This window comes from Amycolatopsis decaplanina DSM 44594 (assembly GCF_000342005.1).
In the GTDB taxonomy this organism is placed as follows: Bacteria; Actinomycetota; Actinomycetes; order Mycobacteriales; family Pseudonocardiaceae; genus Amycolatopsis; species Amycolatopsis decaplanina.
In genome coordinates, this window is sequence record NZ_AOHO01000048.1 from 263,959 (window position 1) to 278,101 (window position 14,143).

General features: G+C 69.3%; 8 protein-coding genes. 1 reads left to right on the top strand and 7 read right to left on the bottom strand.

Features of this window, described 5'->3' with window-relative positions; genetic code table 11:
• Positions 1 to 232: 232 nt before the first annotated feature.
• On the top strand, positions 233 to 1,408 hold the full coding sequence (locus H074_RS13835; RefSeq protein WP_007030671.1) for a GGDEF domain-containing protein: 1,176 nt from the start codon (positions 233 to 235) through the stop codon (positions 1,406 to 1,408).
• An 89-nt stretch (positions 1,409 to 1,497) separates the two neighbouring features.
• Here the strand turns inward: H074_RS13835 and H074_RS13840 are convergent, their stop codons facing one another.
• From H074_RS13840 to H074_RS13870, 7 genes are all read right to left on the bottom strand, one after another.
• Positions 1,498 to 6,459 (bottom strand): RHS repeat-associated core domain-containing protein, encoded by a 4,962-nt coding sequence (locus H074_RS13840; protein ID WP_007030672.1) that lies wholly within the window; start codon positions 6,457 to 6,459, stop codon positions 1,498 to 1,500.
• A 34-nt stretch (positions 6,460 to 6,493) separates the two neighbouring features.
• Positions 6,494 to 7,018 (bottom strand): YbaB/EbfC family nucleoid-associated protein, encoded by a 525-nt coding sequence (locus H074_RS13845; protein WP_007030673.1) that lies wholly within the window; start codon positions 7,016 to 7,018, stop codon positions 6,494 to 6,496.
• Positions 7,015 to 7,344 (bottom strand): type VII secretion target, encoded by a 330-nt coding sequence (locus tag H074_RS13850; protein ID WP_007030674.1) that lies wholly within the window; start codon positions 7,342 to 7,344, stop codon positions 7,015 to 7,017. The genes H074_RS13845 and H074_RS13850 overlap by 4 nt, the downstream gene beginning before the upstream one ends.
• Complete coding sequence (locus tag H074_RS13855) at positions 7,341 to 9,326, bottom strand: WXG100 family type VII secretion target (RefSeq protein WP_007030675.1); 1,986 nt, start codon at positions 9,324 to 9,326, stop codon at positions 7,341 to 7,343. Before H074_RS13855 ends, H074_RS13850 begins: the two co-directional genes overlap by 4 nt.
• An 11-nt stretch (positions 9,327 to 9,337) precedes the next feature.
• A complete protein-coding gene (locus H074_RS13860; RefSeq protein WP_007030676.1) occupies positions 9,338 to 9,754 on the bottom strand; it encodes a hypothetical protein in 417 nt (138 codons plus the stop codon).
• A gap of 30 nt (positions 9,755 to 9,784) precedes the next feature.
• Entirely contained in the window at positions 9,785 to 10,636 is an 852-nt protein-coding gene (locus H074_RS13865) for an ESX secretion-associated protein EspG (protein ID WP_007030677.1), read from the bottom strand.
• A 213-nt stretch (positions 10,637 to 10,849) separates the two neighbouring features.
• Entirely contained in the window at positions 10,850 to 13,777 is a 2,928-nt protein-coding gene (locus H074_RS13870) for a helix-turn-helix transcriptional regulator (RefSeq protein WP_007030678.1), read from the bottom strand.
• Between the last annotated feature and the right edge of the window lie 366 nt (positions 13,778 to 14,143).

Sequence of the window (14,143 nt, forward strand, 5' to 3'; positions counted from 1 at the left end):
ACCGTTCATGATGGTCCTCCCTCCCACTGCTCCATCTGTGTGTTCCGGAATTGACGCGAGCCACCCTCAGTACTACCTCGGATACATTGAAATGTGTACGGAAGGGGGACCGGTGACGATGATTATGGGGGATGCGGAACTCGCCGGAGAAGGGGCCGGTACACGTCTGAGAGCCTGGGTCCGGCGCTGGGAGTTATGGTCCGGACCACGCGGCGTGCCTGCGGTTTTTCTTGTGGTGGAAGGACTTGCGGCGGCAGTCGCCGTAATCGCCTTGCTCCGATCGAACTACGAGACTACTGAATTCGTCCGATTTGGATCACTGCTCGGCCTCGCTTTCCTGCAGGCCGAGCTTTCGCGTTCGGTGGAACGGTTGCGGCGCACGCTTTGTGACCGACCGCACATCAACATGACTTCGGTGTGGACGTTCGCGGGGGTGCTCGTCCTGCCACCGGGGCTCGCGCTCGCTCTTGGACTGCTCATCTACCTGCATCTTTGGCTCCGGGTGTGGCGAGGGATGAGCCACCGCCCCGCCTACCGCGTCGTCTACTGCGCGGCGGCGATCGTGATCTCCTGCCTGGCCGCGGGAGCCATCGTCTCCGGCTGGAACGGACTGCCCGTCGGATTCGCCGGCTCCCTGAAGATCGTCGAGGCGGCGGCAGTGTTCACCGCGGTCAACGCGTTCATCGTGGCGCTCTCGGTCTACCTGCACACCGGGGGCCGGTCGCCGCGTTCGCTGTTCGGCACCGGCGACGACAACCTGCTGGAGGTCACGACGCTGGTGCTCGGGACCTCGACCGCGCTGGGCATCGTGCACGCGCCGGCGCTCGTCCCGTTCGTCCTGCTGCCGGTGCTGGTGCTGCACCGCAGTGTGCTGGTGCGGCAACTGGAGATCGCGGCGAACATCGACGGCAAGACCGGCGTCCTGAACGCGCACGCGTGGCACGCGCTGAGCGAACGGGAGCTGTCGTCGGCGGCCAGGGCGAAGACCAAACTCGGGGTGCTGATGCTCGACCTCGACCACTTCAAGCAGGTCAACGACGTCTACGGGCATCTCGCGGGCGACGTCGTGCTCAAGGTCGTCGCGAAGACGATCTCCGAGCACGTACGTGACTATGACTCCGTCGGCCGCTTCGGTGGTGAGGAGTTCGTCGTGCTGCTTCCCGGCGCGACGGAGACCGAGGTGATCCCCGTGGCCGAGCGGGTCCGGCAGGCGGTGATGGCGATCGAGGTAGAGGTCGCGACCGCTTCGGGGCCCCGAGTCGTGCGGGGGCTTTCGGTGTCGATCGGCGCCGCGGTCTACCCGTCCGGCGGGACCGTGCTGGAACGGCTGCTGCACGTCGCCGACTCCGCGCTCTACCAGGCGAAGAACAGCGGCCGGAACCGCGTCGTCGCGCTCGCCGCCGCCTGAGACCCGCCGCAATTAGTCACCTACTTGCTCCGAGCGCGGCCAGGCGCCGGCAGGCGTTCAGGCAAGTAGGTGACTAATTGCGGCGGGGGTCAGTCGACGTCCATCGCGTTCGGGTCCTTCTTGCCGGTGTCGAGAGGCCCGAAGCCGCCGGCTTCGAGCTTTTCCCAGTCCGCCTTGGTCGGCTTCTTGTACGTCTCTTCGTGGATCCTCGCGACTTCTTCCTCGTAGGTCTCGCGGTTCTGCCGCTTCATCTCCTCGGGCCACTCCCCGGTCCGGATGGTGTCCCGGGTCATGTGCAGTTCCTTGACGTCGTGACTGGACAGCGGCGGGGTGGTCGCGGTCGTGCCGGGCCCGGTCGAATAGGTGAGGCCCTTACCGCTGGCATGCGCGTCGTCGATCATCTTGTGATACGAGTCGTCCGCGATCTTGCCGTCGAGGGTGTTGTTGGTGTTCTTGAACCCGTCACGGAAGGCGTAGTCGAGCTGGTTGAGCTGGATCGCGGTGTTCGGGTCACCGATCTCCAGCGCGTTGCGCTCGGAGTCGCGGTAGGACTGGCTGTTCTTGAAGGCGCTCGGGTTGTTCGAACCTTCCGTCAAGTCCTGGTCGCCCTTGTTGCCGGTACCGATGTGCGACTTGTGCGCGGGTTTGGCCTCCTGATACGCCCAAGCGTGGTTTTCCAGGTCCTTCTGGTCGTGGCTCGAACCCCGTGCGCCGCCACTGCCGCGGCCGATCGCCTCGTAGGGGATCGGGTGCTCGGACTCGTGGGACGCTCCGGAGACCTTCTCCCGGCCGTCGGTCTTGAGGTCGTTGTCGTACTTCGCCGTGAGCCGATTCTGCTCACGGGTCTTCGCGCCGTGCGTGCCGTCGAGGTAGCTCTGCGGGGGGCGCCGCGGCTTCTTCGGTCCCGGCGCCGGCTTCGGCTTGGTGACCCGGTTTCCCGACGATTTCGTCTTGCCGCCGCCCGTCCTGCCCGCCCCCTTGGAGCAGGTGCCCTTCTTCGGTTTCGTCGGCGCCAGCCCCAGCGGGTCGATCATGTCCGTCGGGTTGCCGACGTAGGCCAGCGAGTCCGAGGCGGGTTCGAGGCCGAGCGGGTCGTGCGAGAGGTACCGCCCGGTGTCCGGGTCGTAATAGCGCTTGAAGTTGTAGTGCAACCCGGTTTCCGGGTCGTGGTACTGGCCGGGGAAACGCAACGGCGTGTACGCCTGCCCCGGCGGCGAGAGCACCTTGCCCCACAACGAGGTGTGCAGATGCCAGGCGACGTTGCCCGACTCGTCGAGCAGTTCGCTCGGCGAGCCGACGAGGTCGGTGACGACGGCGAGGAAGCGGGCCTCGTGACCCTGGGTCCGTTCGATCTGCGTGACCGGCCGTTCCGTGCCCGGCTCCAGATCCCAGACGACGGCGGTGCCGCCGCGGATCTCCTCGGCGAGGTTCGAGCCGTCCCAGGTGAAGTCGATCTGTTCGAGGATCCGGCCCTGGGCGTCGAGGTGCTGCTTGGCGATCCGCCGTCCGAGCGCGTCGTAGTGATAGAGCCACCGCTCGCCGTCAGGGGTGACGACGCCGGTCAGCCGGTCGTCGGAGTTCCACTGGTAGGTCCAGTCCCCGCCGAGTTTGCGGCGGGCGATCGTGCGGCCTTCGGTGTCGTGCAGGTACGACGTCGAACCGGCGCCGGTCATCAGGGTGCCCTGGTAGTGCCGCGGTCCGACGGCCGGATCCGAGCCCGGCCAGCCCGCCTGCGTGATCGCGCCCGCGAGGTTGTAGCCGTAGCTCTCCCGCCAGCCCTGACCCTGGATGTCGACGACGCGGCCCGCGCGATCGACCCGCAGTGAACGCGGTCCGGACAGCAGGTCCGAAATCGACGAGACCAGCCCGTCCCGCAGGTACCCGTACTCACGGTGCTGGACTACACCCCGGCCGCTGGAAACGGTCTGGGAGGTCAGCCTGTCGGCGGCGTCCCAGCCCTGGCGCAGCTCGATCGGCGTGCCGTCCAGCCGTCGCAGCACTTCACGGCCGGAGGGGTCGTACTCGAAGCGCAAGGTACGCCCGGCCGTTCGCAGCGAGACAGGGCGGCTCGCGGCGTCGTAGGCGAAGAACGACTCGGCGCCGGACGGGGTGCGACGGGCGACACGACGGCCGATGGCGTCGTATTCCGAGCGGACGGCCCGGCCGTTGAGCGATTCCGCGACGATCCGGCCCAGCGCGTCGTAGGCGATGGTGACTTCGGAATGCGCGTTGCGCGCCGAGATCATCCGGTCGGCCCCGTCGTAGGTGAACGTGGCGACGTCGTCGCCCGCGCGGCGGCCGACGACCCGGCCGAGCGCGTCGCGTTCGATGGTGACCGTCTGGCCGAGACCGTTGGTGCGCGACACCAGCTGCCCGGCGGCGTCGTAGCCGTAGCGGGTGGTGCGGCCGTTGAAGTCGGTCTCGCTGACCAGGTTCCCGGCCGGATCGTGGTCGTAGCGCCAGGAAAGACCGTGTTCGTTGGTGACCGACGTCAGCCGCAGCTCGGTGTCGTACACATAGGACAGTCGATCGCCGTCCGGGCCGATTTCGGCGGTGGGCAGGTCGAACTGGGAGTACTCGGTGCGCACCGCGAGCCCGCGGGCGTCCACGGCTTCGTCGGTGTAGCCCGCCGTGGTGCGATTCCAGCGCCAAACGGAGCCGTCGGGGTCGATCTGCTCGGCGATCTCGCCGAAGCCGTCCCACTTCGTCCGGGTGACCCCGCCGAGCGGGTCGGTGACCGAGGTGGTCTGCCCGAACTCGTCGTAGGTGTACCGCGTGGTCCCGCCGAGCGGGTCGGTGACGGCGACCGGAAGGCCCGCCGCGTTGGACTCGATCCGGGTGACCCCGCCGAGCGCGTCGGTCACGACCGCGACATTGCCCGCGTCGTCGTAACCGTAGGTCGTGGTGGCGCCGGTCGGATCCGTGGCACGGACGAGCTTCCCGCGCTCGTCGTACTCGCGGCGCCAGATCGCGCCGTCCGGTCCGGTCATGCTGGTCCAGCGGTCCGGCGAGGAGTATTCCGCGAGCGCGCGGCCGCCGTCCGGCTGGATGACGGTGACGACGTTCCCGTCGTCGTCCGTTTCCCACCGCGTCGTGCGGCCCAAGGCGTCGGTGCGGCTGAGCAGTTTGCCGAAGCGGTCGATCTCGTACCGGGTGGTGTTGCCCAGCGGATCGGTCTCCGCGACGATCCGGTGCAGTTCGTCGAGCTGGTAGCGGGTGACGTGGCCGAGCGAGTTCGTGACCGAGGTGACCAGGTTTTCCCGGTCGTACTCGATGTCGACGTCGAGGAAACCGCCGGTGCCCTGCGCCCGCACGACGCGGCCTTCGGAGTCGAAGCCGTATCCGTACCAGCGCCCGTTGACGTCCTCCCAGCGCACGATCCGGCCCTCGGCGTCATAGGTGAACCGCAGGGGCTGACCGGCGGCGTCGACGATCTCGACCAGGCGGCGCCGCTCGTCGTACCGGTAGCTCTGAAGCGCGGCTTCCGCGCCGGGCAGCCGAAGGGCGGTGACGAGTCCGTCCTTCGACTCGATGAGCAGACGGTAGCCCGCGGAGTGTTCCAATTCGCGGGGGACGCCGTTGTCGTCGTAGTGCACGAAGATCCGGTGACCGTCGCCCTCCGCGATCGCGCGCAGCGGAAGGGTGTCCCCTGGGCCGGAGAAGAACAGCATCCCGTCCGGAGTGGACACGACGTATCCATCGTCTACTTTGGACAGGGGGAGCCGTTGCCCGAAGTCCGGGAGTACGGGACGACCGGAAAGCGGGACCGGGTAGGACAGCAGCGTCCCGTCGGCGAGCGCGAGGTGCAGCCCGTCGTCCTCGATCTCGATTCGCTGGTCCAAAGTGGACGCCCACGACGAGCCGAAGAACCGGCCCAGCCGGTACGACGAGAGGTGCGTCCGCGAAACGGTCAGCGGCAGGACGCCGGCGAACACGACGTCGTCCTGCGTCAGCATCATCGAGCCGGTCGCGACGTCGATCGGGTCACCGCAGCCACCGCGGTCCTTGGGCGGGACGCGGTCCCCCGGGGTGGTTTCGTTGTCCTTGATCCGGTTGTTCGTCTCCGGTTTGGGGGCGCCGCGGTCCCTGGGCGGAGGCGGTGGCGGTGAGCCGGACGGCGTGGTCGGCCCGTCCGGGGTCTCGTTCTTCGGCGGAGGTGGCGGATCGGACTTCACCGGCGGCGGATCGTTCTTGGCAGGCGGCGCGCCGGACGGTGTGGTCTCCCCGCCGTCGGGGCTGCTCTTGGGTGTCGTGCCCTCGTCCAGCTTGTTCGGCTTCGGGGCGGGCGCGCCCTTGCCCGGCTGAAGCTTCTTCAGCGCCTTCGCCGCGCTGTCGAACAGGTCGTCCGCCCGCTTCAGCAGCGGCATCAGGGCCTGGAGCGCCTTGACGGTCTTCTTCGTCAGGTTCGCGATCTTGCTCGCGGTCTTCGCCACGGCGTTGACCACCTGCGGGACCACCCAGGTCAGCCCGATGCCGAGGGTGAACAGCACCTGCAGCGCCCAGCTGATCAGGTGCCCGATCAGTTCGGCGATGATGTCGCGCACCAGCGCGCGGACGGCGGCGACGACCTCGCCCGCCGTCTTCACGCCGCTGGAGGCGCCTTCGCAGCCCGCCTTCGCCGACTCCAGCAGCGTGACCGTGTCCTTGGCCTGGGCACGGTAGGCGTCGGCCGAGACCCCGGTCCAGCTCTGCAGATCGGCGGACACCATCCCGGCCAGATCCGCGCCGACCTCACCGAGTTCGGTCGCGATGTTCTTCCAGGTCTCGGAGTTCGCGTTGATCTCGTCGGCGTTGCCGGTGAGCGCGTCGAGCGCCTCCTTGAGCGGGCCGACGTGTTCCATCAGCCAGCCGACGCCGTTCGCGAGGATCGCGCCGAAGGGGTCCATCGCCATCGACAGCGCGTCGAGCGCGGTCCCGACCGCGCCCAGCGCCACCGAGGCCCAGTCGCCGCTTTCGATGGCCGATTTCAGATCGAACGCCGACTCCAGCAGTGATGAGCCGGTGTACGCCTTCGTCGAGTCCTTTACCTCGGCGACCAGCGGATTACCCACGACGACCTTTCTCGTGATTCAGGGAACGAGCACCTCACCAGGGTGAGTTGTCCTCGTCGTCCGGTGCTTCGTGGCGCTTCTCGCGAGGCGCCTGCGGCGGAGGCGGTGCGTCGGCGGACGACGCGGGGGGAGCGGATGGTGGAGACGGAGGCTCTTCCTCTTCGATCTCGGGGAAGCGGCTGCGCAGGGTGCCGATCATCAGCGCCCTGGTCTCCTGGTCCTCGTCGCCGAGCGATTCCTGCATGACCTCGGCGACCTGGCCCGCGATCCCGGCCTGCGCCTGGTGCATGGTCTGCAGGATCTGCCGCGACAGTTCCTCCAGCGGATACGTCCTGGCCTTGTTCCCGAACTCGATGTCCGTCACGCCGCCGTCCGCCCCGACGGTGACCTTCACGGCGCCGTCGGAGCTGGACGCGGTCAGCCGCAGCTGCTCCGTCCGCTCCTGGGCGGCCGCGTAGCGCTGGGCCTTTTCCTCCAGCCCCGCGGCCCATCGGTCCATTTTGCGCTGGGCCTCCTCGGGGTCCAGCATGAGCTCGCCGAGCTCGTTCCCGCCGGTCACTTCTTTCCTCCGATGTCCAAGGCCTTGAAGTCCGCCTCGAACGGTTCCGCGTTGGTCTTGTCACCGTCTACATAGGACTTGGCCGCGGTGCGGACGTTGTCCGCCGTCGACTGGATGCCTTCCGCGGCCGCCTTGATCGTCTCCGCCGCGCGTTCGCCCGCCGGGTTGACGATCGGGGGCAGGAACGCGCACAGCAGGCCGTACGCGTCCGGCGACATCGCCGAACCGGTCGCACCGTGCGCGGTGTTCAGCCGGTCCACGAGCCCTTCGAGATGACTCGCGTGCGCGGTCAGGTCGTCCGGATCGACCTCGAACGAAGCCGTCACTTCCAGTCCTTGTTCTTCCAGTCACCGATCACCGGCGGCGCCACGACCTCGTCGGCGGCGAAGAAGGACGGGTCGTCGGATTCGACGTAGTCGGCGACCTTGTGCTCCTTGTCCTCCTGGCCCTGACCCTTGCCGGCACCGGGCGCCATGCCGCCCATCGGGCCCATGCCGCCGGGGGTACCCGGCTTGCCACCGGAACCGGCCGCGCGGGCCGCGGCCGCCTCGGCGTCCATCGCACCCGCGCCGACGGCGCCGCCCATGCCGAGCGAGCCCGTCGCCCGTCCGGCGCCGCCGAGACCACCGGCACCCGCGCCACCCGCGCCGGTACCGCCGCCACCGAAACCACCGGTGCCGCCGGTACCACCACCGCCCGGGATGTTCGGCATGCCCAGCTTGGGCGGGTTGTACGGCGTGCCCTTGTACGAGTTGCCGTCCGGGAACGAGGGGCCGCCGAGCCGCTCGCCGATGCCACCGGGACGCGGCATCGGCGGGGTGTTCGGCATGACCGGCCTCGGCCCGCCGGTGGGCCCGTTCGGGATGTTGATGTTCGGCGGGATGTTCGGCGGCGTGTACGGAAGACCGCCACCGGGGCGGGGGCCGCCGCTCTCCGGGATGGGGATGTTCGGCGGGGTGAACGACGGCGGCGAAACGGACGGCGGTGTGTAGCCCGTGGTGCGCGTGCTGTCGTCGATCTTGGGCATGTTCGGGAGATTGGGGCCCGACGACGCCGCGGGCTTGTAGGTCTCGCCGCCGGTCGGCCCGTTCGGGATGTTGATGTTGGGCATGGTGGGGCTGGAACCGGGGCCGCCACCACCGGGGACGCCGCCGGGACCACCGCCACCGGGGAAGCCGCCGGGACCTCCACCAGGACCGCCGCCCGGTCCGCCGTTCGGCGAGTTGAACGGCGACACACCGCCGGGACCACCGGTCCCGCCCTGCGGGGTCCCGTCCATCGAAGCGACGAGGCCGTCCGGGCGCGTACGGTCCGAGCCCACGTTGAACGGGCTGGGCTGCTGCGTGCCGTCGGCGCCTTCGGGCGCCATCCGGTCGCGAAGCGCGGCGGGCGAACCCGCGCCACCGCCGGCGGGGGTGCCCTGCAACTGCCTGGTCGCCTGCGCCGTCGGCAGCTTCGGCGGGGCGGGGAACGCCGGGGTGGCGATCGCCGAACCGACCGTGGTGTCGAATTCGGTCATCACCTTCGCGGCCTGATCCCGCGCGTCCTGCTGCTTCTTGAAGGTGGCGAGGTCCTTGCCGAGCTGCGCCATGTACTGGTGCGGGTCGGTGATCGTCTGCAGGTTGGCGTTGGCCTCCTGCACGCTGAACGCCACCGGCGGGTTCGCCGCCATCTGCTTCTGCGTCTCGTTGAGCGTCTGCGAGTGGATCTGCTGTTGCCGCCCGGCCAGTGTCGCGCCGTTCGCGGTCGAGCCGAGCCATTTGCCGACACCGGCGAGGTGCTCGCGGGCCGCGTCGCCGCCCTCGCCCTCCCAGTTGGCCGTGCTCGCGTTGATCGCCTTCGCCAGGTTGCGCTGATGCGCGGCCAGGTCGTTGCCCGCCCGGACCCACTCTTCGGAGGTCTCGGCCACCGCGGCCGGATCCGCGTTGTCCGCGATCGCGGACTGCATCTGCTCGTGGGTGGCGTTGGCCCAGACCGTGGACGGCGGGTTGCCGGGTTTACGGATCTCCAGGTCTTTCTCGAGACCCTCGCGCGCCTTCTCCAGCTGCCCCTCGTACATCTTCTGAGTGAACTTGTCCTTGAAGCCGTTGAGCGCCGTGTCACCCCAGCCGAGGAGGTTGAAGATGAGGTCGGTCCCGGCCGAGGCCCCGGCCCGGATCTCGTCACCGGACGCGGCCTTGTCGGCCAGCGGCCCGACGTAGTACTGGGACGACGAGTCGGCCGTGGGGTCGTAGAACGGGTCGAGCTTGTTGTAGTCGGGCGAGTTCGGGTCGGAGACCTTCGCCGTCTTCTCCGCGGATTCGGTCACGGGTCTCTCCTTCAGATCTCGGTGTCGATCCGCTTCAGTTCACGCTGGTTCTCGCTGTCGCGTTCCCGGTAGTTCCGCTTCGCGAGTTCGATCGCCTCGACGTAGGTCGGGAACTCGGCGCGAGCGGCCTGGAGCTGGGTGAGCAGGCCCTGCGCGTCCGTCGCGGTGCCGTGCATGTGCTCGGACACCCAGCGGGCGGTCGCGGTGGAGCTCATCGGCGGCGACTTCTGCAGCTTGGTCAGCGCGCTCCAGCGCTCTTCGAGGCTGTCGATCACGCCTTGGAGTGAACGGATCATCTCTTGGCCGGTGCTCTCGTCGACGGCGAAGCCGCCCTGCACCGCCATGCGCTTCAGCTGCGCGCCGGCGAGCCCGACCTTTACCGGGGCCCACGCCGCCGCCGGCTTCAGTTCTTGTGCTTCCTCGGTCAACGGAAGATCCTCTCGCCGGGGTCAGGAAGGTCAGTAGATGTCAGCGATGGCTTCCCGGATCGCGTTCGCCACGCCCGACTGACTGGCCGGGTCGTAGTGGCCGATCACGGCGCCGGAGGCTTCGTCGGTCTCGGTCCAGACCAGGTACCGGCCGTCTTCGGTGTCGAGCCAGCTCAACGGCGTCGACCGGAGCCGCTCGCCGCGGCGGCCGATACCGCTCACGATGATGTACCCGCCGCCGAGGCGGGGTCCGGACAGCACCTTCTCCAAGACCTCGAGGTCGCTCTCGTCGTCGCGCGGGGCCGGGGCCTCCGGCCGGGCGCGGACGACGCCGGTGAACTGGAGGTTGCCGAACGCGTCGGTCTCCTCCTCGTCGAACTCGGCCTCGGCCTGGCGGCGCGCGGCCATCGCGGAGACGGCGCGCTCCTCCTTCTGCACGATCGTGCGGCGGCCGGTCGACGCGGGGCGCATCCGCGGCAGCACCCCGGAGAGAACCTCGACCAGCTCTTCGTCGGAGAAGAGCGCGAACTGCAGGAGGTCTTCGCCGTGGGCCTGCGTGATGCCGAGCGCCTGCCTGCCGTCGGTGAGGGTGAGGACGGCGATGTCCTGGCCGAGGCCGTCGATGCCGTTGATCGAAACGGTGATCCGGTGGTTCCCCAGCAGCGCGAACGCGGTGCGGACGGCCTGGTTCAGCTCGCCGTTGACCGACAGGCGGCGCTGTTCGAGATCGGTGTAGACCCTCCGGATGATCGCGGCATACCGCTCCGGGTCGATCGAAGTGTTCTGGACGCGCAAGGGAAACAAGCGGACATCGACGCCCAGCGCCTGCCCGACCACTGTCGCCTCGACCGTCCCCAGCGCGAAATCGGCTCGCTCAGCCATGCTTCTGCGCTACTCCCTCACGGGGGCCGTACCCCGTCACGGTCGGCTGACCTGCATAGAGGGGGCCGACTTTGTTAATGGCCAAAACAAACTAGCACAGCGCATGACTGTACGGAACCATACGAACACCGCTGAACCCGATGGAATGGATCACAGTGCCCGATCGGGCACTTTTCCTGCCCCTAAAGGAATAACGGCCGTTCACCGGCGATGCTACCGCTCGACCGCAGCGGGCGCGTAAGTCGTCATCCGGCGGGCCACGTCCGTCCGCGAACGGGCCCCGAGTTTCCGCAGAACCTTCGCGACGTGCTGTTCCACGGTGCGCGGGGAAAGGAACAATCCGTCCGCTATCTCCCGATTCGTGCGCCCGTCGGAAAGCATCCGCGCGACCTCGAGCTCACGGGGCGAAAGCTCCTGGCCGTAACCGCGCCGCCCGCGCTGCGAGGGCGCCCACGCGCCGTGTTCCCGCAGCTGGTGACGGCAGCGGCCGGCGTCCCTGGTCGCGCCGAGCCGCTCGTAGGCCTCCGCGGCCGCCGCGAGCTCCTCGATCGCCGGGCGGGTGCCGGCGGTGAGACGGCCCGCGTTGAGACGACACAACGCCGCCCGCTCCCGGGCGCCGATGGCCTGATACGGCATCGGCAGTGCCTCGTAGCCCGCCGCCGCTTCGTCGAAAACCGTTGCCGCGGCGGGATGTTTGCCGCGCGCGTCGAGCAGGATCGCCCGGCCGGCGAGCAGTGCGGCCCGGGAGACCGGCGAGTCCTTGCCTTCGACGCCCCGTGCGAATTCCTCGACCACGGCGTCCGCCTCCGACCAGCGCCCGGCCCGCGTGTAGGCCTCGGCCGCGGCGGGGACCAGCGCCGCCGCCCACACCCAGACGCCCTTGCGCCGGGCCGCCGTGACGGCGTTGTCGGCCGCCGCGCACGCCCCGTCGACGTCGTCCGTCGCGAGGAGCACCCGGATCAGGATCCCGGCCGCCGAAAGGACGACAGGGATGGGCCCGTGTTCCGGGGCGTGCACGCTCGCCGCGGCCAGATGTCGTTGCGCGGCGGCGAATTCCCCGCGCACGGCGGCCAGTCCACCGAGCACGAGCGAGGATTCCATGACGATCGGGCCGAGGTCGGGATAGCCGTCGCGCAGCTGTTCGGTGGCCTCCGCGAGCCCGGACCAGTCGCCGCGCACCCAGTCGAGCCGGACGCGGGTGCCTTGCGCGAGGCCGGCGGCGTAGAGCGCGCCGGCGTCGGTCGCGCGGCGGATTCCTTCCGTGACCAGCTTTTCCGCCCTGGCAAGGTGCCCGGCCCAGGACTGCGCGTCGGCGAGGTTGCACCACAGCCGCGCCAGCTGGACTCGTTCGGCGACGCTGCTGCCCTGGTCCGGCAATTCGATGAATTCGGTCCAGGCCGACCCGTCGCCGATATGCGCCTGGATGGAGATCCGGTCGCCGAGGAGCGCGAGCCGCAGTTCCGGGTCTTCGATCCGGTCGAAGACCTCGCGGGCCCGGTCCATCCAGACCTCGTGCCAGGACAACGGGGTCAGCCCGTCGATCGGCTGGGCGAGCAGGTTGATCCCGCGCGCGGCCAGTTCCGGCTCGTCGACCAGTTCGGTGATCGCCTTCTCCACCTCGACCCGGCCGCGGCCGAGCCGTCCGATCGTGCGGACCAGCAGCATCCCGAGGCTGAGCCGGATCGTCCCGCGCACGCTCGGGCGCAGGTCGGTGAGGTCTTCGAGGATCCGCTCCAGTGTCTCGATGACGTCCGGGCGGAACCCGCGCAGCGCGACCTGGCTGAGTTTCGTGGCAAGCCGGGCGATGTCGTCCTCGCCGAGTCCCGCCTCGGCCAGCACGGACTGGAGCAGGTCGATGGCGCGTGACGTGTCACCGTGGGCGATGGCCTCGTCGGCGGCGGCTTCGGCGTAGTGGCGCCACTGTTCGGTCCGGCCCGCCGCGCGGGAGTGGTTCGCCAGCAGAGTCAGTGGCGGGACCGGCTGAACGGCGAGCACCTGGATGGCGCGCGAATGCAGCAGTGTCCGCTCCGGCCCGCTTATCGTGTCGTAGACGGCTTTGCGGGCCAACGGATGCCGGAAGCCGTAGCGGTCGCCGCCGAGTTCGCCGAGGACGCCGCCATCCAAAGTGGACAAAAGGGCGACGCGGAGGGCGTCGTCGTCGAGGCGGGCGAGTTCGCCGATCACCGCCGGTTCGGACGGGACGGCGAGCACCGCCGCCGCGCGGGCCAGCCGGACGGCGGGTTCCGGCAGCGCGTCGAGCCGTTCGGTGATGGCTTCGCGCAGCGAGATCGGGACTTCGAGGCTTTCCAGCAGCCGGTCCGAGAGCACTTCGCCGATCGGCAGCCGTCCGGCCGCGTCCCGCAGTGCCCGCAGGGTCTCCTCGACCACGAACGGGATCCCGGCGGTGCTTTCGTGGAGCTTCGCGGTGAAGGGCGCGGAAACCCTCGGCAGGCCCAGTAGTTCCTCCGCCAGCTTCCCGACGGCTTCGACGTCGAGCGGGCCCAGCGTCACCCGGGCGGTCTGGACGTTCGCCCGCGTGCGGAACGGGATGCCGGCGCTTCCGTGCGCCGACGGCGAGCCGGTCCGGTACGCCGCGACGACGGCCAGTTCCGCGGGCATGGCCGCGGCGAGGAACCGCATGAGGTCACGGGTGCCTTCGTCGGCCCACTGGAGGTCGTCGATCAGGACGAGCGCGGGCCCGCAGGCGATCAGGAGTTCGCGGACGGCGCGGAACTGGCGGTGCCGTTCGGCGCACGGGTCGGCGAGCGGTTCCGGTTGGGGTGGAAGGCTTTCCGCGAGTTCGGGCAGCAAGGGTCTCAGCACCCCGGCGACCGGGCTGAGCGGGCCGAGCGGCCGGTCGCCCGCCGAACGCAGCGCTTCGAGCACCGGTCCGAACGGGAACGGCTCGCGCATCGGCTGACAGGCGCCCGAGAGCACCCGGCCCGCCGCGAACTCACGGCGTCCGGCCAGTTCTTCGAGCAGTCTGCTGCGGCCCATCCCGGGTTCGCCTTCGATCAGCACGGCTGCGGGACGGCGCAGCAGGATCTTCACGATCACCGAGACCTCGACGTCGCGGCCCACGAGTGCCGTCGATCCGGCGCGGACCGAAACCGAGGTCGGGCGAGGGGTGGCAAGCCACATCATGCGCTCCTCGGTGGGGAGTTCCCGCTGAGCCCGACACGATCTTGTGCGTTGTCCTGCGGAGCCTAAGCACTGCCTACCCGGTCGTAAACCACCCAACACGGACACCACGGGCACCCCGCGAGGTCGTCCGCCGACGCAGCGTCACCGGTTGGACGACGGATCTTCGGTTGGAAAATCACCGGACACTCGAAACATCGGCGATAAACCCGATTCGGCGATTCATCCCACGTTCAGGGGGAGGCAATGACTACGCAAGGTATTCGCTCCGAAACCCTACTTACGGACGTGCCCGTCCGGGTGCCTGCGCTAGGTGGCCACCCGTGGAGCAGCGGATTCGGTTCCCGAAGAATGGGTATACCTACT